We start from the raw sequence: 20,785 nt of genomic DNA, 5'->3' as shown, positions 1-20,785 counted from the left end.
ATAGAGGAATAAGCCTATGAATGATAAGCTGCTTGTGGAAACTGCGGTTCTGGCAGGTGAGATCATGCTGGTAAGCGGTGCGGAAATTTACAGGGTGGAGAATACCATTGATCACATTTTACGAAAGGCAGGCAGGAATACTGCGGAAGCCATAGTTTTTTCTACAGGGATTTTTGCGTCCCTTAATGACCCCGCCATTGAGGCAATAACCGTAGCGAGAAGGGTTACGGTAAGATCCACCAACTTAAACAGAGTTTACCTGGTCAATGATGTTTCCAGAATGCTGTGTGAGGACCGTATGACGGTGGAGGAAGCCTATGGGAGATTGAAGGAGATACAGGATTCGGTTCAGTACGGGCGGAGACTAAAGGACATTGGAATCATGGGAGTGGCAGTATTTTTCACTCTGCTTTTGGGGGGAGGGGCGAGAGACTGCCTGGCGGCGGCTGTGACTGGAATATCCTTAGCAGCAGCCATGGAGGTTTCCGCAAGGATCAGGCTTAATGATTTCTGTGCCAATGGGTTATGCGCATTCTTAATTGCAGTCACCACTCTTTTTATTGGACAGTGGCTTATGCCGGGAATCAAAAGTGACATCATTATTATCGGAGCAATCATGCCTCTGGTTCCCGGTGTTATATTTACTACGGCGATCCGGGATACCTTAAATGGTGACTATGCCTCGGGAACGGCAAGAATCATGGAGGCGGTAGTGATCGCACTTGCAGTAGCTGCAGGCGTGGGAGCGGGCATGGGCTTATTTCAGTGGATGACAGGAGGGCTGTCATGGTAGTACAGACGATAGGAGCCTTTCTGGCGGTAATCAGCTTTTCATTAATATTGGAGCTTCCCAAAAGGCATGTGATTCTGGCGGGAGGAATCGGAGCAGCCAGCTGGCTTGTCTATCTTCTGGTGCAGGCATCATCCGGTTCTGTCATAGCTGCGGCTTTTTTATCCAGTCTGCTGGTGGCTTTATCCAGCCACATCTTTGCACGGATTTTTAAAGCTCCGGTCACAGTGTTCCTGGTGGCAGGCATCCTGCCGTCGGTCCCGGGAACATCCATTTACCGGAGCGTATCCTATGTGATCGCAAACAACCCGGAGCTTTCCAGTCATTATCTGGTGGAAACGCTGCAGGTTTCGGGCGCCATAGCAATGGCTATCTTTATTATGGATTCTTTGTTCCGATTGGGGCAGAAGAGGTGAATGCAATGGACAGCTTATCGCTGCTTCCGGAATAGAAATAGATGTGATTGGAAAGACGGTCTTCTTCTGGTACTTCTTCCTGGTTAATGGAGAAAACGGTTTCTGCTAATTCATCAAAAGAAATATCTTTACTATATGGAATGATAAGGACTTCGTGAATGCTTGAAGGCAGTATGATTAAATCGCTGCCGGTGCATGATGCGAAGTCTTTTAATATGCCTTCATAAAGCAGGCAGCCGGCTCCATTTAATCCAGAGGAATTGGACAGTACGTACATAGGAGGAGACAGAGGCGTGATATCAAAGAATTCCTCCAGGGATTCTTCGTTCATTCCACGTTCGGACGACTTTTTTACAATGTCCTTTATGGCTTCGGAAAGAGAACGGATACGGGATGGAAAAAGGCGGGGCGTATTTGACCTGGCTGCTAAGAATAATTCTTCCGTTGACCGGTTCCAGGCTTTTTGATGGCGGTTGTGGATGAGAGCGGTAAGGTGACTGTCTTCGTCTCTTTGAAGGGAAAGGTAGAATGTAATAGATAGATCCAGTTCCGGATAAGAAATATGGGGGACTTCTTTTAACAGTTCCCGGTTGGCCGGTTCGTTGATAAGCCTGAAGATGATTTTTTCCGTAATCTGTTCCTGTGACAGGAATTCTTCAATGGGAAGTTCATCCGGCAGGGGGCTGCTTTGGTAAAGAGCCGTAATGTCATCAATGATAGCATGAAAAGGCCTGCCCTTTTGATAGGATTCATAGAAATGGTTTAAATAGATGGTGGGGGCTGCCCGTTCGTTGGCTTTCCCAATGCATAGCCCATTAAGGATAAGCCCGTTGTTCTTGGTGACAGGCTGGAGCGTTAGGGTAAATTCCGGCCCCAGCCTTTCTTTCAGGGAATGTTTGATCGTTTCCAGAAATGTTTCGTATACCATATGGATACCTCCTTAGGTTTGTTTATGTAAACTGCTTGATGCAGAGTTACAACAAGAATAGATTTAGATAAAACACATGTTATGTGCCCCTTCTGGAAATAATTACCAGCGGCTTAATGATAGAAAGTATATTATAGTTTAGCACAGGAGGATTGCACTATGACACAACGTGAAACTTTAAGATGTGAGGATTTGCTATATGAAGCAATCAGAATAGCAGAACAGTCAAGAGAAGAGTTTAAAATTGTAAGGCAGTGTTTTAAAAATGATGATATGTATGGCTGTGAGAGGAGTCAGCGAAAATCAGACAGGCATTGGGGATATGCAGAAGGTATTTGTAAGGCTTTAAAAGAACTGGGATTTGAACACAGAGAAATGAAGAGACTTCAGGATTTAATCAAGTGGTGAATGTTAAATTCACCGGCAATCGTAAGACGGGCTTATCAGACAATGGGACAGAGACTAAACAACCGATAGATGATTCTCTGTTAAGAGTAAAAGAATGCGAAATGTAAAATTAAGGAATATAATGAGGACAACATGAAATACACTGTAAAAGTGGAATTCATAATATTATGTCTTATTCTTAACACAGGAATGAAAATTGGAAAAGCTCTGGCTTTGACATGGGATTAATAAACGGATAGGTATAAGAAAGCCCGTAAAATCAAGGGTTTTAGATAAATAATCCAGAAAATAAAAAGTGCATCTGATAGGAATCGAACCTACGCACGCGGCTCCGGAGGCCACTGCTCTATCCACTGAGCTACAGATGCATCTTTTATATTCTACTATAGATTCTTTTAAAGCGCAATAGTATTTGTTGATTTTTGTCTGTTTTTTTGTTAGAATGAAAAGGAGATTGATTCTCCAGGAGGTCAAGCCCATATGAAGGACTTAATTGAAAAATGGAAGAACGTTTCCAAGGAAGAAATCAGACGGCTGCTGAAATTTTTGTTTTTTCCCTTGGCAGCGGTTATACTGATTTTTGCCGTTATTGTTTTGGATAAGCCCGAACAGACAGGAAATAATTCGGCTAATGCATCCACGGAAGCAGTGGATCCAGGAGAGGCAGAGGGCACGCCATCAGAGGCAGCAAAGGAAATTACGCTGCAGGAAGAGGCCATACCGGCAATTCATGATCTGATGGAAGCTTACTTTAAAGCCAGGAAGACCTGTGATATAGAGGCACTTTCAAAGGTATTTGGCAATACCGGTTCTTTAGAGGCTATAAGAGAACAGGGAGCCAGAATGGAAGAGGAAGTGAAATTTTACCAGAGTTTTGAAAACCTGGTATGCTATACGGCAACCGGATTGGAAGAGGGCGATTATGTGGTATATGCCAGATTTGATATCAAATTCCGTCAGGCTGAAACTTTGGCGCCCAGTCTTGTTGTATGTTATGTAAAAACGGCAGCAGATGGTAGCTATTATCTGGTTGCAGATACCAGCGCAGAACAATCTGAATTTATGGAGAAGGCAAACCAGTCTGAGGCGGTGCAAAAGCAGGCAAAAGAGGTAAACGGCGGTCTTGAGAATGCTTTAAAGTCTGACGAAAATCTTCTGGCTGTCTATCACATACTGATGGATGAGAAGGAAGAACCGGAGGATACAACTGATTCAGTCAGCCAACCAAACAATACGTAAAACAGATGCTTCTCTGCGTGGCACCCTGCAGAGGAGCATTTTTGGTAAAGGAGAGCAAGTTAATGAACGTTAGGGACTTTTATTTTGATCTGCCGCAGGAGTTGATTGCCCAGGACCCCCTTGAGGACCGTTCTGCATCCAGGCTTCTGGTCTTAGATAAACATACGGGAGAGATCCAGCACAGACATTTTAGGGATATCCTTTCCTACTTGCGGAAAGGGGATTGTCTGGTCATTAATGATACCAAGGTCATTCCGGCCAGATTGTTTGGAGTGAAAGAGGGAACAGAGGCAAAGATCGAAATCCTCTTATTAAAGAGAAAAGAGAATGATATTTGGGAAACCCTGGTAAAACCGGGAAAAAAGGCAAAGGTGGGAACCGTGATAACCTTTGGAGAGGGCCTGTTAAAAGGAACCGTGATCGATGTGGTAGAAGAAGGAAACCGGTTGATCCAGTTCTCTTATGAGGGGATTTTTGAAGAAATACTGGATCGTTTGGGGCAGATGCCTCTGCCGCCTTATATTACCCACCAGCTAAAGGATAAGAACCGTTATCAGACGGTTTACGCAAAGCATGAAGGATCAGCGGCGGCGCCTACCGCAGGGCTGCATTTTACAAAAGAGCTGTTAGAGGAAATTGAGGATATGGGGGTGGCCATCGCCCATGTAACTCTTCACGTGGGGCTTGGAACCTTTCGTCCGGTGAAGGTAGATGAGATCGAAGCGCATCATATGCATTCTGAATTCTATATTATAGAAGAGGAAGAGGCAAAAAAGGTCAATGAGGCAAAGCAAAATGGTGGCCGCATTGTCTGTGTGGGAACCACCAGCTGCCGTACGGTGGAGTCTGCCTCTACGGAAGAGGGGATATTAAAGGCAGGAAGCGGATGGACGGAGATATTCATTTATCCTGGATATCGTTTTACGATTCTGGATTGTCTGATTACGAATTTCCACTTGCCTGAATCTACGTTGGTAATGTTGGTATCCGCTCTTGCAGGGAGGGATCATGTGCTCCATGCCTATGCGGAAGCCATTAAAGAGCGTTATCGTTTTTTCAGTTTCGGCGACGCCATGCTTCTTACGGACCTTCGTTATGAGGGGGAGTCTTAAGGACTGGAATGCAAGATTACTTATGTTAAGGGAGAATGTAGAATCCTGTAGTTAATAAGAGGTAGGGGGCACGCTTATGGAAGAGAAAAAAAACTTGGTAGGAGGCATATCCAGGAAGACCCTGGAGCGTCTTCCAATGTATCATCATTATCTGGAACGGAAATACAGGGAAGGAACAGAGACAATATCAGCGCCGGCCATTGCTCTGGATCTTCAGCTAAATGAGGTCCAGGTGCGCAAGGATCTGGCGATGGTGGCAAAAACAGCTGGAAAGCCTAAATTGGGATATGTGGTGAAGGACCTAATCAGAGACATGGAAGAGTTTTTAGGGTTCCATAATACGAACCAGGCGGCTCTGGTAGGAGTTGGATCCCTGGGAAAAGCCTTGCTGTCTTACAAAGGGTTTGAGCAGTACGGAGTGGAGATTGTCCTGGCCTTTGATTCCGATGGAAGAAGGGTGAATACAAAAACAGGGGGCAAGCCGGTTTTTCCCATGGACAAGCTGGAAAACCTCTGCAGGAGAATGAACATTCACATCGGAATCATCACGGTTCCGGCGGAATATGCCCAGGAGGTATGCAATCGCCTGGTAGGCGGCGGTGTAAGGGCCATATGGAACTTTGCTCCCACCCACTTAACCGTACCAGACCATGTTCTGGTGCAGAATGAGAACATGGCTGTGTCGCTTGCGGCTCTGTCCAAATATCTCTATGAGGTTGACAAAGAAGGCAGTCAGTGGACTGAGGAGGAAGATAATTGAATACTGTATTGTTACAATATGCCGTGGAGGTGGAAAAAACAGGTTCCATAACCAAGGCGGCTGCCAACCTCTACATGGACCAGCCTAATTTAAGCAAGGCGATTAAAACGTTGGAAGAAAGCCTTGGCGCACCGATTTTCAGGCGGACTTCCAAGGGCGTGGTTCCTACGGCGAGGGGAAGGATTTTTCTGGAGCATGCCAGAAATGTCCTGGACCAGATCGAAAAGATGGAACATCTATATAAACCAGATCAGGTGGGAGGGGTGGAATTTTCCCTTTCTATGCCAAGGGCTAGTTATTTAAGCCTTGCATTTTCCCGGTTTATCCGAAGCCTGGATAAGGAAGAGGGAATGAATGTGTGGCTGAGGGAGACAAATTCTGCAGATACCTTAAAGGATGTGGAAACCGGAGAATATAATCTGGGTATTATCCGGTATCAGTCCTCTTTAGAAGGATATTATGCCCAGGCAGCTGTGGCAAAGGGCCTATTACTGGAGCCGGTTCTGGAATACTCCCTAAGGCTTCTCATGTCCGGAAATCATCCCCTGGCAGGGAAAAAGGAAATCATGGGAGAAGACTTGCTGCCTTATATTGAGATTGCCCATGGCGACGGGCCATCTGGCCGCCGGGAGAATTTTGAAAAGAAAGGAAAGGTTTCAGAATCCCAAAAACATGTTTACGTATTTGAACGGGGAAGCCAGTTCGACCTTTTAGAGGAAGATCCTCACACGTATATGTGGGTCTCTCCCATGCCAGAAGAGCTCCTTACAAGGTATGGTCTGGTGGAACGGCAGTGCAAAAAAAAGGCCGGGACATATCAGGATGCGCTGATCTACAGAAAGGGATATTCGTTTACAGACTGGGATAAAGGGTTTCTGAATCAGCTGGAAACAGTGAAGAATATTTTTTTGAAATAAGAACGTTAAATATATATCAGTATTTATATACTGATATATATTTTTTTACCTTTGTATTTCCTGTCTGTTTGAGCTACAATACAGCTATAGCAAAGAACTGGAAACTCACAAGGAGGATTATACGATGGCTAGATTTACATTACCGAGAGACCTATATCACGGAAAGGGCGCCCTGGAAGAGCTTAAGAATATAAAAGGAAAAAAGGCGATCGTGGTTGTCGGCGGCGGTTCCATGAAACGTTTTGGATTTCTTGACAGGGTGGAGACATGCCTGAAAGAAGCCGGAATGGAAGTAAAGCTGTTTGAAGGAGTAGAGCCGGATCCCAGCGTGGATACGGTGATGAAAGGTGCAGAAATGATGCGGGAATTTGAGCCGGATTGGATCGTTGCAATCGGCGGCGGATCTCCTATTGATGCGGCAAAGGCAATGTGGGCATTTTATGAATATCCTGATACCACTTTCGAGGACTTATGCATTCCCTTTAATTTCCCGACTTTGAGAACAAAGGCAAGATTCTGCGCCATTCCGTCCACTTCCGGTACGGCTACCGAGGTAACGGCATTCAGTGTCATTACGGATTATAAAAAAGGAGTGAAATATCCGCTTGCAGATTTCAATATCACACCGGATATCGCAATCGTTGATCCGGACCTGGCTGAGACCATGCCTCAGAAGCTGACCGCCCATACCGGTATGGATGCTCTGACTCATGCGGTGGAAGCTTACGTATCAACCCTCCATTGTGACTACACCGATCCTTTGGCACTTCATGCTATTAAGATGATACATAATGACTTAATTGATTCCTATAACGGGGACATGGAAGCACGTGCCCGTATGCATAATGCCCAGTGTCTTGCCGGTATGGCATTCTCCAATGCCCTTTTAGGCATTGTTCATTCCATGGCTCATAAAACAGGCGCTGCTTATTCAGGGGGACATATTGTTCATGGATGTGCAAACGCCATGTACCTGCCTAAGGTAGTTAAATTTAATTCCAAGGTACCGGAGGCTGCAAAGCGTTATGCAGATATTGCCCGCTTCATTGATCTGAAGGGGAATAATGATGAGGAACTGGTTGATGCATTGATCGCAGAGATCCGTTCCATGAACGAAAAGCTGAATATTCCTGCTTGTATTAAGGAATACGAAGGCGGAATCATTGACGAAGCAGAGTTCAATGATAAATTAGGGACAGTAGCAGAGCTGGCAGTAGGTGATGCATGCACCGGCTCCAACCCAAGACCGATCACGGCCGCTGAGATGGAGAAACTGTTAACCTGTTGTTACTATGATAAAGAGGTAGATTTTTAAATAATCTCCAGTAAATGAATGCAATGTGTGCGGCAGGCGCGAAACCCTTTGGTTTTGCGCCTGTTGTGCGTGAAAAGAGGTTTGACAGTAAAGTTCATCTATGATATGGTAATCGGGAAAATAATTGAAGTTTAAGCAAACCGAACCATAACAGAAAGCATGGGATATCAGAATGAAGCAGGCAATTTTAGTAGTAAGTTTTGGGACAACTTATCATGAAAGCAGAATGAAAACCATAGAAGCCATTGAGCAGTCCATTAAGGAAGAATTTACACATTATGAGGTGCGCCGGGCATTTACAAGCCGGATCATTATCGGAATATTGAAAAAAAGAGACAACATTTACATAGACAGTGTGGGGGAAGCCTTAGAAAAGCTGGCACAGGAAGGATTTCAGCGTGTGGTCGTGCAGCCCACCCTGGTTATGGGAGGGGAAGAGAATGACGGTATAGTAGCTGCCGTGCAACAATATGAGAACCGGTTCCGCCGGATCCTGTGGGGAAAGCCGCTGCTTTCAGAGGAAGAGGACTATAAAAGGCTTTGCAGTGTGCTGGCAGAGGACACGAAGGAATATGACAGAGAAGGAACGGAGATTCTACTCATGGGACATGGTACGGAGCATGAGGCAAATGAGTGCTATCCGCGTTTGGCGGAGGTTTTCAGGCAGAATGGATACAACAGGTATCATATAGGAACCGTGGAGGCGGAACCAACCTTTGAATCCTTAAAAGAAGAGGTTGAGAGAACCGGTTCCAGCCGTATGGTGCTGCAGCCGCTTATGATCGTATCCGGTGACCATGCCCACAATGATATGGCAGGAGACGGAGAAGAATCCTGGAAAAGCCAGCTGGAGTCTGACGGCTTTCAGGTAGTCTGCCGGTTAAAGGGCATGGGAGAACTGGAGGGAGTACGCCAGATGTTCCTTGATCATACCGAAGAAGCATGTAAGAAGCTGGAGGATATGGGATGAAAAAAGGGAGAGCAGTTGTTTTGATCGCAGGTATAACAGCTCTTTTGCTTATGGGCTGTGAAAGAAGGGTGGAACCGCTCAGCAAATCCGGTTTTATGCTGAACACCTTTGTAACTGTGACTCTTTACGATGAGGACGATCCTAAAATTTTATCTGACTGTCTGGATTTATGCCGGTCCTATGAAAATATTTTCAGTAAAACCATTGAGGGCAGTGAGGTTTATAAATTAAATCACAGACCTGCCGGTGAAAATACCGTGACACTATCCCCGGATGTGGTGGCTCTTATTTCCAAGGGCCTTTATTATTCCCAGATATCAGACGGGGCTTTTGACATTACCGTGGAGCCCTTGTCTTCTCTATGGGATTTTACAGCCCCTGATCCGGTTGTACCGCCTGATGCAAAGATCCAGGAGGCCAGGAAAAAGATAGATTACCGGAATTTAAAACTTGAGGGAAATACACTTACATTTTTATCCCCGGATACTTCCCTGGATTTTGGGGCAATCGCCAAGGGATATATTGCGGACCGGATGAAGGATTTTCTTATAGAACAGGGAGTAAAGAGTGCCGTGATCAATCTGGGCGGAAATGTCCTTTGTGTAGGGAAGAAGCCTGACGGAACACCATTTAAAATCGGCCTTCAAAAGCCCTATGCAGACCGGAATGAAACCATAGAGATCATGAATATCAACGACATGTCTGTGGTATCATCAGGAGTGTATGAGCGTCATTTTGTTAAAGATGGTGTGAACTACCATCATATATTAAACCCGGGGGATGGCTACCCATATGAAAATGGGCTTGTGTCCGTCACCATTTTGTCAGAGTTGTCCACAGACGGGGACGCCCTTTCCACCACCTGTTTTTCCCTTGGCCTTAATAAGGGAATGGAGCTTCTGGATTCCACGGATGGCGTATACGGCGTATTTATTACAGAGGATGGGGAGGTTTACTATTCCCAGGGAGCCAGGGAGTTTCTGGTTGGGAAGCCTTAGAATCCCTTTACAATTTTCTTTCCCTATAATACAATAGAGGAAATACCCTGCGGGTATATCTGTATGCCCAATAAGTAAGGGCAGGAAAGAGGAGACACCCTGCGGGTTTGCCTGTATGCCCAAAAAGTATGGGCAGGAAAGAGGAAATCTAATTTTGCAGGAGAGAAAAGATGATTAGAAAAATCTGGGACAAGGTCATGAACCGGGAAGTCATATCCTATTTGATATTTGGAGTGCTGACGACCCTGGTTAACTGGGTTGTCTATTGGTTTATGGTGAAGGCGGGCATTGACTACCGTGCCGCAACTGCGGCAGCATGGGTTGTTTCCGTCCTCTTTGCCTTTGTTGTAAATAAAATCTTTGTTTTTCAAAGCTATGACCTGCATCTGAGCTTTGTCATGAAGGAGATTCTATCGTTTACTGCATGCAGAGCAGCGTCAGGCGTCATGGAAATGATTCTTATGGTGATAATGGTTTCCTGGCTCAAAATGGATGAATATGTAAGTAAAATTCTGGTATCCGTGGTTGTTGTAATTGCAAACTATGGATTCAGCAAGGTTTTCATATTCCGGAAGAGAGAGGAAGAACCCCTGTAAAGAGAGGTAAATGAAATGGAACACGATGACGAGATTGAAAAGATATCGAAAGAACTAGAGGATATGCTGCGAATGACATCAGGTGAAAAAGAAATTACAACAGGGGAAAATGACTTGAAGCAAGGAAATGATAAGGAGAAGGTAGCTTACGATCCGATAGAGGAGAGAGCAGAACAGGAATTTGACCTAGCCTCTGCGCCCAGGATACGCCTTGATATTCCGGTTGACGGGATGGAGGAGCTGTATGATGGAGATCTGGATTATGATGATTTGAATTACAGAGAAAACTTGGAGCAGGAGAAAGAGGCCGTTCCTGTTACTGATTTCATGGACATTCAGGAGGAACCGGAAAACGATGAAGCTGAGGAAGAATTGGAAACCGGGCAGTTAGAAAGCTACAAAGAAAGGATATTCGCTAAAAAAGAGGGGACAGGCAACAGCCTGGTAAGGCCCTCCGACGGACTCCTTGCAGCTTTTTTCGTGCCAATGGTGATCATGGTCATCATATTTGCCCAGCGGGGGATTTTTCCTTTTGGTGAGGAAAGCTTTTTAAGGACTGACATGTATCATCAGTATGCTCCGTTTTTTTCTGAGTTCCGTTATAAACTGACCCATGGAGGAAGCCTTCTTTACAGCTGGGATATCGGAATGGGCGTGAATTTTGCAGCTCTTTATGCTTATTATCTGGCAAGCCCTTTAAACTGGCTGCTGGTACTTTGCCCGAAGAATTATGTCATTGAATTTATGACCTATCTGATCGTATTTAAGATCGGATTAAGCGGACTTTCCTTTTCCTGGTATCTGCGCAGGCATAACAAGACCATGGACTTTGGAGTCGCTTTTTTTGGCATCTTATATGCTCTGTCCGGATATATGGCGGCTTACAGCTGGAATATCATGTGGCTGGATTGCATTCTGCTATTCCCGCTCATTATGCTGGGCCTTGAGAAGCTGGTAAAAGAAAAGAAATGTTTCTTATACTGTATTACACTGGGATTATCAATTTTATCAAATTATTACATATCCATTATGATATGTATTTTTATGGTATTCTATTTTATTGCTCTTCTTATATTAGAAGGCTTGAGATCCTGGAAGGAAATCTTTATCCGCGGGGGACTGTTTGCACTGTTTTCCTTATTAGCAGGAAGTCTTTCTGCTGTAGTTCTGCTTCCTGAAATTTATGCGCTGCAGTCAACTGCATCGGGAGATTTTAATTTTCCCCAGACAATCAGCTCTTACTTTTCCATATTTGACATGATCGCCAGACACCTTCCGGCGGTGGAACCGGAAATCGGGCTGGACCACTGGCCTAATATCTACTGCGGTGTGGCAGTTCTTATGTTTTTCCTTCTTTACCTGGGCTGTAAACAGATCAGACAGAAGGAAAAGATTGTTATGTGCTCCCTGCTGCTGTTTTTCTTTGCCAGCTTTTCCGTTAATACACTGAATTTTATCTGGCATGGATTTCATTATCCAAACAGCCTGCCATGCAGACAGTCTTTTATTTATATTTTTCTCATGCTGTTTACCTGCTATCAGGCTTACATTCACTTGCATGAGATTCCATGGAAGCATGTTGTAATTGCCTTTTTTGCTTCGGTGATCTTTGTTTTGATGGCGCAGAAGCTTATAACGGATGAGGCTTATCACTTTTCTGTATTTTATGTGGCTATTTTGTTCCTATCCATTTATGCCGGCCTTATCAGCCTTTACCAAAGGGGAGTCAGCCGGAATGTGTTGGTACTACTGGCTCTTGGTGTGGTCTCCTTAGAAGCCGCGGTTAATACCACGGTCACCAGCGTGACGACCACCAGCAGGACCAGCTATGTAAAGGATAATAAGGCTTCTTCGGAGCTGGCAGAAAGCCTGATGCCGGGTACCTCTTTTTACCGGATCGAAAAGGTTACCCGAAAAACAAAAAATGACGGTGCCTGGCTGAATTTTCCTACGGTCTCCCTCTTTTCTTCCACAGCCAATGCAGATCTTACGGCATTCTTTAAAAAGCTGGGCTGTGAAAGCTCTACCAATGCTTACAGCATTACGGGAAGCACGCCCCTGATAGATGCCCTTTTTGCGGTCAAATACGGGCTTTACTCGGAAGAAACTGAGGATGATGGCGTATCCGTACCGGTTGCTTCAAAGGATGAGATGTATCTCCGGGAAAATACCTATGCCTTGTCTTTGGGGTTTGTGTTACCATATGACTTTGAAGATAACTGGCAGCTGGATTTAACAAATCCGGCGGAGGTACAGAATGATTTTTCCGTGATATTAGGAGCCAATCCGGTACTGTCTGAGGTTCCAAGTGAAATCACCGGAACCAGCTTTACGTTTACACCGGAAGCGGATGGAGACTATTATGTATTTGTCAGCAATAAAAAGGTGGAAAAGGTAAATGCCCTGTTAGGAGAAAAGACCAAAAACTTTGATAATGTAAGCCGCGGCTACCTGCTGGAACTGGGCTATTTAAAAGCAGGGGAAAAGATTACCCTGCGAAACGATGACAATGATCAGGATCTGGTAGCGGTCGCTTACCGTTTTATTCCTGAGGGCCTTGAGTCTGTGTACAACATTTTAGACAGGAATTCCATGAAGCTTACAAAATGGACGGATACGCAGATACAGGGAACCGTTACGGCTGATAAGGCCGGCCTGCTGTTTTTAAGCATTCCCTATGACAAGGGCTGGACGATCAGGGTTGACGGAAAAGTCGTAGAGCCTTATAAATTATTTGATACGTTTTTAAGCGTGCATATGACTGCCGGGACCCATGATATTTCTCTGGAATATATGCCAGAGGGACTTAAAACAGGGGGTATCATAACGGCTGGAAGCGTGGTCTTTCTGCTGATACTTGCAGGTATATCCTCAGGAATAGGGAAAAAGCGCAGACCCATGCGGGTTCACTCTACCAATTAAATCGTAGCAGCAATACAAAGGAAAGGAGATTTCTCAATTATGAAACTATGGGGCGGACGCTTCACAAAAGAAACCAATCAGCTGGTTCATAACTTTAATGCATCTATATCATTTGATCAAAAATTCTATCATCAGGATATTGAGGGCAGCATTGCTCATGTGAAGATGCTGGCAAAACAAGGACTTCTTACGGAGGAAGATAAAGATAAGATCGTAAAAGGCCTTATGGAGATCCGGGAGGATTTAGAAAGCGGAGCCCTGGTAATAACGGGGGAACATGAAGACATTCATTCTTTCGTGGAAGCAGTATTAACGGAACGGATCGGGGAGGCTGGAAAGCGCCTTCATACCGGACGGAGCCGCAATGACCAGGTGGCTCTTGACATGAAGCTGTATACCAGAGATGAGATCGATGAGCTTACCCTTTTGGTGGCTGGACTTCTCTCTGAGCTTTTAAAGCTCATGGAGGAAAATCTTGACACTTACATGCCTGGATTTACCCATCTGCAAAAAGCGCAGCCAATCACCCTGGCTCACCACCTGGGGGCTTACTTTGAAATGTTTGACAGGGATCATTCCCGCCTGCATGACATTAAAAAGAGGATGAACTATTGTCCCCTTGGCTCTGGCGCCCTGGCTGGTACCACTTATCCACTGGATCGGGAATACACGGCAGAGCTTCTGGGATTTGCAGGGCCGACTCTTAACAGCATGGATTCCGTGGCCGACCGGGATTACCTAATCGAGCTTTTAAGTGCATTATCCACCATTTCCATGCATTTAAGCAGATTCTGCGAAGAGATCATTATCTGGAATACCAATGAATACCGGTTTGTGGAAATTGATGATTCCTACAGTACCGGAAGCAGCATCATGCCTCAGAAAAAGAACCCGGACATAGCGGAACTGATCCGGGGAAAGACCGGCAGGGTTTACGGTGCCCTGGTATCGCTGTTGACCACCATGAAGGGAATACCTCTTGCCTACAACAAGGACATGCAGGAGGATAAGGAGCTGGCCTTTGATGCCATTGACACGGTGAAAGGCTGCCTTGCCCTGTTTACAGGAATGATTTCCACCATGACCTTCCGAAAGGATGTGATGGAAGCCAGCGCCAAAAACGGTTTTACCAATGCAACCGATGCGGCTGATTATCTGGTAAATCATGGAGTAGCCTTCCGGGATGCCCATGGAATCGTTGGACAGCTTGTACTTTTCTGCATTGAAAAGGGCATTGCCCTGGATGATATGAGTCTGGAAGAATATAAGGCCATCAGCCCGGTGTTTGAGGAAGATATTTATGACGCCATCAGCTTAAAAACCTGTGTGGAAAAAAGAATGACCATTGGAGCTCCTGGCCAGGAGGCAATGAAAAGAGTTATTGAAATTTATAAAAAGAAGCTTGATAAATATAATTATTAGAAAAAACCGGAAAACAGCGGAAGAGTCTGCCGCTGTTTTCCGGTTTTTTATGGTATTCATTGCTTATCCGAAGATCTGCTTACGTAAGCGGCAGCCGGTAGGGGTCGCGGCAAGGCCGCCCTCTGAAGTTTCCTTTAAGGAAGAGGACATGAGGTTTCCCACCTGCTTCATGGCAAAGATCACCTCATCTGCGGGAATGGCGCTTGTGATACCGGCACAGGCAAGCTCCGAAGCAGTAAATGCATTGGCTACTCCCATGGCATTGCGTTTAATACAGGGAACCTCTACCAGACCTGCCACCGGGTCGCACACAAGACCCATGGTATTTTTCAGGGCGATGGCGCAGCTGTCGGAAACCATCTGAGGCGTTCCGCCAAAGATTTCCGTAAGAGCTGCAGCAGCCATGGCGGACGCGGATCCCACCTCGGCCTGGCACCCTCCCTCCGCTCCGGCGATGCTGGCGCATTTGGCAATGACCATGCCAATGGCCGATGCAGTGAACAGGGACATGATGATATCATGTTTTGGTAAGTCAAATTCTTCCATAACGGAAATGAGAGCTGCCGGAATGACACCGCATGAGCCGGCCGTAGGAGCCGCCACGATCTGACCCATGCAGGAATTGTATTCCGTCACGGCAAGAGCCATGCTGATGGCATTTCCAAGGAGATGGCCGTAATGGTTTTTTCCCTCCTCTACCGCCTTTTTTAATTTGGCGGCGGCTCCTCCTGAAAGTCCGCTGGAAGAACGGAGAGCTTCATCCATGCCGTTTAACACAGACTGCCTCATAACCTCAAAACTGCTTTCCATGGTGGAGTAGACATCTTCCGTTCTGGTCTCCATATCCTCGGCCTGCTGCTCTATCACAATTTCCGATATTTTTTTATTGGAAGATGAAGCGGCGGCCACAAGCTCTTCCACGGAATTATATTTTAATTGCATAGGTTCCTCCTGGTCAGTTTAATTTTAACAAAATCGTGTTGTATACATAAGGGATGGTTTGGATCTGGGAGACCAGAGACTGGTCAAAGTCAGAGTCCATTTCAATGGTCATGATGGCAAGTCCGCGTTTTTCCTGCCTGTTTAAGCGGAAATTGCAGATGTTGGCATTGCCCACGGCCACCAGGTTCGTCACATGAGCAATGATTCCGGGAACATCCTGGTGCATGACGATCAGGGTGGTATTCTGCCCGGTAAAATAAACTTCCATGTCATTTACCTTGTTTATGACGATGTTGCCGCCTCCTACAGATGCTCCCTGGACGGAGATGGTACTGCCCTGATCTGAGGTAAGGGTGACCAACGCCGTGTTTGGATGGGCATTTTCAATGATTCCGGTATGGATCGTGACGGATATCCCCTGTTCCTTGGCGGTATCAAGGCTTGTTCGGATTCCCGGGTCCCAGGGGTCCAGTTTTAAGATCCCCCCCACAATGGCTTTGTCCGTGCCGTGCCCTTTGTAGGTTTTTGCAAAGGAGCCGTGAAACAGGATATCTGCTTTTGCAACAGGAGCACCTAGAAGCAGGGCGGCCGTTTTACCGATGCGGGCAGCGCCGGCCGTATGGGAGCTGGAAGGTCCGATCATAACAGGACCGATAATATTAAATACATTCATGGCAATTCTCCATTCCAAGTATGGTTTCTCTCATTTGTTTACAGGGGTTTAAATTCCGGCTTTCGCCCGCGGAACTCCGTATAATAGGAAAATCCGCATTGCCTTAGAAGTTCACCCGCTGTCTGAAAGTCTGCCCCTAGATCTTCCGGTATATGGGCGTCAGAACCGATGGTTATGATCTCCCCGCCTAATTCCTTATAGCGCTTTAAAATATCATTACATGGGTTTGGCTGACCGATCCCTTTCCGGAAACCGGCTGTGTTGCATTCAATTCCTTTGCCCCGCTCAATAATCGCTCTTAAAATGTCATCTAAAATTTCACGGTATGCTTCATAGCTGTAGTAACGGGCTTTATTCGGGCCATAACGGACGATGTAGTCGATATGGCCTGCTACGTCATAGTTATCAATATTTTTCACATTATCCAGTGTGGCCTGGAAATACTGAAGATATGCTTTCTGCTCCTCTCTTCCTTTAAAAAACTCCGGATAAGCAGGATCTTTTCTGTTAATAAAGTGGGTGGAGCCGATGACAAAATCAAAGGGATAGCTTGCTAACAACTCCCTGTAATATTCTATTAAATGGGTCTGAAGTCCCAGTTCGATCCCTATGCGAAGGTCGATCCGGTCTTTGTATTCTTCCCTTAAGGCAGACATTGCTTCAAAATACTGGTCTGTCTGAAGGGTAAAATCGATGATTGAGTCCACGTCATAATCGTGGTGGTCCGTTACACAGAGGGAAGTCATTCCAAGGCTTATGGCCCGGTCCAATTGGGCCCGCATTGGGGTTTCGGAGTCTCCTGAAAAGTTTGTATGAAAATGATAATCTGGCAGCATGGGGTTCTCCTTTCACAAATTAAATTCATTATAATCAATCTAAAGAAGAAAAGCAACGCAGGGAAGCGGAGTTTTTATCAAAAGGAATCTGACAAAGTAAAAAAAATAACCTTTTCAGCAAAATAATTAAATTCAGTAATTCGTCTGCCTGGGATATACTTTAAGAAAACCACCGGAATGAAATGATCCGAACTTTCTTTTGACAACCCCTGCCAAACTCGCTAGAATAAGGGTGAAAAATCATATGAATGGGGAGGCTGCTATGGCTGGTCTGATGGATGTATGGAAGAATATGAGGATTAAGACAAAGATCCTGATTATGTATTTAACGGTCGTATTATTATCCTTTGTAATCACCTTTTCGGTCATATCTGTTATTAACAGCTCCTACACGAAAAAAGAAATTATGGGAGCAGGAACTCAGACGGTCAGCGCCCTTAAGGGAAATTTGTCCCTGATCTTTGATAATGTGACCCAGTTTTCAAACCTGATCTATTTTGACAAAAATGTTCAGGAGGCTTTAAGAAATGTGGATAACAGGGCCATTGATCCGTCGATCCAGAGAACCATCAAGCAAAGTCTGGTGAATATGATCCTGTCAGGAGAATATATTTCCAGCGTTTTAATTATGGATTCCTATCATAATGTGTACAGCTCCTATAAAAAGACACCCAAGGGTATTGACGGAGAAAAGATTCTGGAGTCTGAGTGGTACCGGCACTTAAGTGAGCACAGGGGAAACGGTTTTTTTATGAAAGGCAGCGAGGGGGTCATTGAATTTTATGGAGATACCCCTTATATTACCTATATCCGGGAGATCCGGGATGAAAATACATATAAGCCTTTGGCCATCCTGCTGGTTACGGTCAATGAGGAGACAATACGCAATTACTTTAATGGGGTCAGCAATTCCAGTGACAGTGATTTTTATATCCTGGGTGATGAGGATGAATACATTGTGGCCCCTGGGAATCCCGGACAGCGGAACGGCGAAAACCGGCTGGTGATCACTCAGGACATCGGCATAGAAAACTGGAAACTGGCCGGATCCTTTCAACTGGATAATATGACAGCCATGGCGCCCTATTATTCCACCGTAATCCTGCTGATCATGTGTATGAACGTTGCTTTTGTCTTCATCTGCTCGGTCATGCTCACCCGTTTTATCTTCCATCCCCTGTTAAAGGTGGAAAAGCATATGATGCTTGTGGAAAAAGGTCAGTTTGATGAAATGGAGGTGGACCGGCAGAAAGATGAGATCAATAATTTAAAGCGGGTATTTAATCATATGGCAAGATCCATTAAAAACCTGATCCAAAAGGTGAAGGAAGAAGAGCAGATCATTGCAAAGGTGGAACTGGATCTGCTTCAGGCCCAGATTAACCCCCATTTCCTGTACAATACCCTTGATGCGGTATCCGCTCTTGCTCTCATGCGGGATTATGATAATTGCTTTAAAATGACTCAGGCTCTGGGAAGCTTTTACAGGAACAGCTTAAACAGCGGATTGGATTTTATTACGGTAAAGGATGAAATAAGCTGCATACAAAGCTACTTGACTATCTTAAATATCCGATATGACAATGAAATAAAGGTAGAGATGGATGTAGAAGATGAGGTGAAGGATTGCAGGATATTAAAGCTGCTTTTGCAGCCGTTGGTGGAGAATGCCGTTCACCATGGTATTAAGCCAAGGGAAGGAAAAGGAACCATTTCCATCAAGGCCTTTTCCGATGAGGATGAAATTATTTTTCTGGTGTCTGATGATGGGGTCGGCATGAGCGAGGAAAAGATCGAAGAAATCATGGAAGGCAGGACAGTGACCGGTAAGTCAGGATTCGGCCTTTATAACCTGATGCAGCGGATCACCCTCTACCATGGGATCAGGCAGCCGGTCCTTATCCATAGTGAAATCGGAAATGGGACGGAAATAGCAGTACGAGTAAAACGAATGGAAGCAAAGGGAGTGGAGCATGGAGATCAAGGTACTGATTGTGGATGATGAAAAATTGGAACGGGTGCTGATCAAACGGGGATTTCCCTGGGAAGATCATGGATTTTCAGTCATTGGGGAGGCTTCCTCCGGTGCGGAAGCATTGGAATTTATAAAATACAGAAAGCCGGAGTTGGTTTTGACGGATATCAATATGCCCCATATGGATGGTCTGGAGCTTGCGGAACATATTTCAGTTTTGGATGAAAGCATTCATGTGATCATGATCACAGGTTACCGGGAATTTGAATACGCAAGGCGGGCGGTAAAGCTGGGGGTAGAGGATTTTCTGTTAAAGCCCATTGATATGAATGAGCTGAAGGAAATCGCTCTTAAGATCAGGGGAAAAATCATAAAGGAAAAGGACCACCGTAAGGAGGTGGAGATGTTAAAGCAGAGTGTGTCTGCCGACAAGGACATTTTAATGGAAAGCTTCTTTCAGCGGCTGGTGGAAAAGCGGACCAGAGAGGAGGAAGCGGTGAAAAAGCTTCTTGCCTATGGCTGCGAAGCGCTGTTAGAAGGGTGCTGCTGCTTAAACATTCATTTGAAAGAGGAACAGTCAGGAGAAGCAGACGGCAGCCTCCATAAAAGGGCTATGGTACTCCTTGGCAGTGATCCCATAGACGGAACCATATCCTTTCTTCATTATATGAAAAATATGATCCTGTTTTGTACGGCCAGACGCGTAAAGGACAGCGGGGAAATTGCACGGCAGATCCATCAAAGGCTGAGGGAAAACCGCATTGATTCCACCATTGGCATCAGCAACAGCCATGAGAGCTATGAGGGAATTGCTGAAGCTTTTGATGAATCGGAACATGCCCTCAGTGCATCGGTTCTTTTAGGGGATAACCGGATCATCACGTACGAAGAATATATGCATATTATGGAAAAAAATCCGGATAAGCTGACCTTTGACTGGGAGGACTTCCTTTTTTCCCTGACCAATGGAATTTCTGACAGGGTATCTGCTGCAATCGGGGATTATGTGGAAGGAGTCAGGAACTCAAGGGTAACGGAAGTAGAATATTTAAGACTCACGGTTATGGACCTGATGTCTAAAGCCGGAAGCACCCTTAATAAGTATGGGGTCAGCTTGGAACAGCTCATAGGAGAAGACCGTCTGTATGAATCCATACAATCCATACAGACGGTGGAAGAGTGCCGTCAGTTTCTGGATGAATCCATCCATATCATTTTGAATTATCATAACAGTAAGAAATCAAAGCAGGGAAATAAGGTGGCAAACGAGGCCCTGGAATATATCGATAAAAACTTTTGCGATCCCGCTCTTACTCTTAAATCCGTAGCATCGGCTGTTTTTTCCAATGAAAGCTACTTAAGCAGAGTTTTTAAAAAAGAGGCCGGACAGAGCCTGATAGAATATGTCCTGAAAAAAAGGATTGAAGAGAGCATCCGCCTTCTTAATACAACGGATTACAAAGTATAAGAAATAGCAGAAAAGGTAGGATTCCGGGATTCCCATTACTTTGGCATCTGCTTTAAAAAGCATGTGGGAGTAACCGTTAAGGAGTTTAAGCAAAGGTA

Annotated in this window: 19 protein-coding genes and 1 tRNA gene; 15 read left to right on the top strand and 5 right to left on the bottom strand. The window is 45.3% G+C overall.

From position 1 onward, the window contains the following. The first annotated feature begins 16 nt into the window (after positions 1–16). The gene (locus H171_RS15290) at positions 17–793 is read left to right on the top strand and encodes a threonine/serine exporter family protein (protein WP_100305930.1); all 777 of its coding nucleotides are present in this window, start codon (positions 17–19) and stop codon (positions 791–793) included. Beyond that, positions 787–1,206, top strand: a complete 420-nt coding sequence (locus H171_RS15285; RefSeq protein WP_100305929.1) for a threonine/serine exporter family protein — start codon at positions 787–789, stop codon at positions 1,204–1,206. Before H171_RS15290 ends, H171_RS15285 begins: the two co-directional genes overlap by 7 nt. Here H171_RS15285 and H171_RS15280 read toward each other — a convergent pair. Then, positions 1,169–2,134: a DUF5688 family protein gene (locus H171_RS15280; RefSeq protein WP_100305928.1), complete on the bottom strand. Its 966-nt coding sequence runs from the start codon at positions 2,132–2,134 to the stop codon at positions 1,169–1,171. The genes H171_RS15285 and H171_RS15280 overlap by 38 nt on opposite strands. Positions 2,135–2,293: 159 nt before the next feature. On the opposite strand from H171_RS15280, the gene H171_RS15275 reads away from it, so the two are divergent. Beyond that, a complete protein-coding gene (locus tag H171_RS15275; RefSeq protein ID WP_100305927.1) occupies positions 2,294–2,542 on the top strand; it encodes a hypothetical protein in 249 nt (82 codons plus the stop codon). A gap of 296 nt (positions 2,543–2,838) precedes the next feature. Here the strand turns inward: H171_RS15275 and H171_RS15270 are convergent. Further along, positions 2,839–2,910, bottom strand: a tRNA-Arg gene (locus H171_RS15270). Positions 2,911–3,022: 112 nt separating this feature from the next. On the opposite strand from H171_RS15270, the gene H171_RS15265 reads away from it, so the two are divergent. The 10 genes from H171_RS15265 to argH all read left to right on the top strand — a co-directional run bounded on the left by H171_RS15265 (position 3,023) and on the right by argH (position 14,793). Further along, on the top strand, positions 3,023–3,781 hold the full coding sequence (locus H171_RS15265) for a hypothetical protein (protein ID WP_100305926.1): 759 nt from the start codon (positions 3,023–3,025) through the stop codon (positions 3,779–3,781). A 62-nt stretch (positions 3,782–3,843) separates the two neighbouring features. Then, positions 3,844–4,893: a tRNA preQ1(34) S-adenosylmethionine ribosyltransferase-isomerase QueA gene (queA, locus tag H171_RS15260; protein WP_100305925.1), complete on the top strand. Its 1,050-nt coding sequence runs from the start codon at positions 3,844–3,846 to the stop codon at positions 4,891–4,893. A gap of 76 nt (positions 4,894–4,969) precedes the next feature. Beyond that, positions 4,970–5,653, top strand: a complete 684-nt coding sequence (locus tag H171_RS15255; protein ID WP_100305924.1) for a redox-sensing transcriptional repressor Rex — start codon at positions 4,970–4,972, stop codon at positions 5,651–5,653. Continuing rightward, entirely contained in the window at positions 5,650–6,570 is a 921-nt protein-coding gene (locus H171_RS15250; protein WP_100305923.1) for a LysR family transcriptional regulator, read from the top strand. Before H171_RS15255 ends, H171_RS15250 begins: the two co-directional genes overlap by 4 nt. A 124-nt stretch (positions 6,571–6,694) precedes the next feature. Further along, the gene (locus H171_RS15245; RefSeq protein WP_100305922.1) at positions 6,695–7,885 is read left to right on the top strand and encodes an iron-containing alcohol dehydrogenase; all 1,191 of its coding nucleotides are present in this window, start codon (positions 6,695–6,697) and stop codon (positions 7,883–7,885) included. Positions 7,886–8,057: 172 nt separating this feature from the next. Further along, positions 8,058–8,855 carry a sirohydrochlorin cobaltochelatase gene (locus H171_RS15240; protein ID WP_100305921.1) on the top strand — a complete coding sequence of 266 codons (798 nt, stop codon included), beginning with the start codon at positions 8,058–8,060 and terminating at the stop codon, positions 8,853–8,855. Continuing rightward, positions 8,852–9,853 carry an FAD:protein FMN transferase gene (locus tag H171_RS15235; protein ID WP_100305920.1) on the top strand — a complete coding sequence of 334 codons (1,002 nt, stop codon included), beginning with the start codon at positions 8,852–8,854 and terminating at the stop codon, positions 9,851–9,853. The genes H171_RS15240 and H171_RS15235 overlap by 4 nt, the downstream gene beginning before the upstream one ends. A gap of 170 nt (positions 9,854–10,023) precedes the next feature. Then, positions 10,024–10,449 (top strand): GtrA family protein, encoded by a 426-nt coding sequence (locus tag H171_RS15230; RefSeq protein WP_100305919.1) that lies wholly within the window; start codon positions 10,024–10,026, stop codon positions 10,447–10,449. 15 nt (positions 10,450–10,464) lie between these two features. Further along, positions 10,465–13,371, top strand: coding sequence for a YfhO family protein (locus tag H171_RS15225; protein ID WP_100305918.1), 2,907 nt, complete (start codon positions 10,465–10,467; stop codon positions 13,369–13,371). 39 nt (positions 13,372–13,410) lie between these two features. Next, positions 13,411–14,793, top strand: coding sequence for an argininosuccinate lyase (gene argH / locus H171_RS15220; protein WP_100305917.1), 1,383 nt, complete (start codon positions 13,411–13,413; stop codon positions 14,791–14,793). A gap of 63 nt (positions 14,794–14,856) precedes the next feature. On the opposite strand, the gene sdaAA is transcribed toward argH, so the two are convergent. The 3 genes from sdaAA to H171_RS15205 are packed head-to-tail and all read right to left on the bottom strand — an operon-like array spanning position 14,857 to position 17,244. Beyond that, positions 14,857–15,735 (bottom strand): L-serine ammonia-lyase, iron-sulfur-dependent, subunit alpha, encoded by an 879-nt coding sequence (sdaAA, locus tag H171_RS15215; protein WP_100305916.1) that lies wholly within the window; start codon positions 15,733–15,735, stop codon positions 14,857–14,859. Between the two features lie 13 nt (positions 15,736–15,748). Continuing rightward, on the bottom strand, positions 15,749–16,408 hold the full coding sequence (gene sdaAB / locus H171_RS15210; protein WP_100305915.1) for an L-serine ammonia-lyase, iron-sulfur-dependent subunit beta: 660 nt from the start codon (positions 16,406–16,408) through the stop codon (positions 15,749–15,751). Between the two features lie 38 nt (positions 16,409–16,446). After that, positions 16,447–17,244, bottom strand: coding sequence for a histidinol-phosphatase HisJ family protein (locus tag H171_RS15205; protein WP_100305914.1), 798 nt, complete (start codon positions 17,242–17,244; stop codon positions 16,447–16,449). Between the two features lie 262 nt (positions 17,245–17,506). On the opposite strand from H171_RS15205, the gene H171_RS15200 reads away from it, so the two are divergent. Next, complete coding sequence (locus H171_RS15200; RefSeq protein ID WP_166433628.1) at positions 17,507–19,246, top strand: cache domain-containing sensor histidine kinase; 1,740 nt, start codon at positions 17,507–17,509, stop codon at positions 19,244–19,246. Further along, positions 19,218–20,687, top strand: coding sequence for a response regulator (locus H171_RS15195; RefSeq protein WP_100305912.1), 1,470 nt, complete (start codon positions 19,218–19,220; stop codon positions 20,685–20,687). Before H171_RS15200 ends, H171_RS15195 begins: the two co-directional genes overlap by 29 nt. Positions 20,688–20,785 lie beyond the last annotated feature (98 nt).

Origin of the sequence: [Clostridium] celerecrescens 18A (assembly GCF_002797975.1) — a bacterium.
Lineage (GTDB): Bacteria > Bacillota > Clostridia > Lachnospirales > Lachnospiraceae > Lacrimispora > Lacrimispora celerecrescens.
This window is presented reverse-complemented; position numbering and strand designations above follow the sequence as displayed.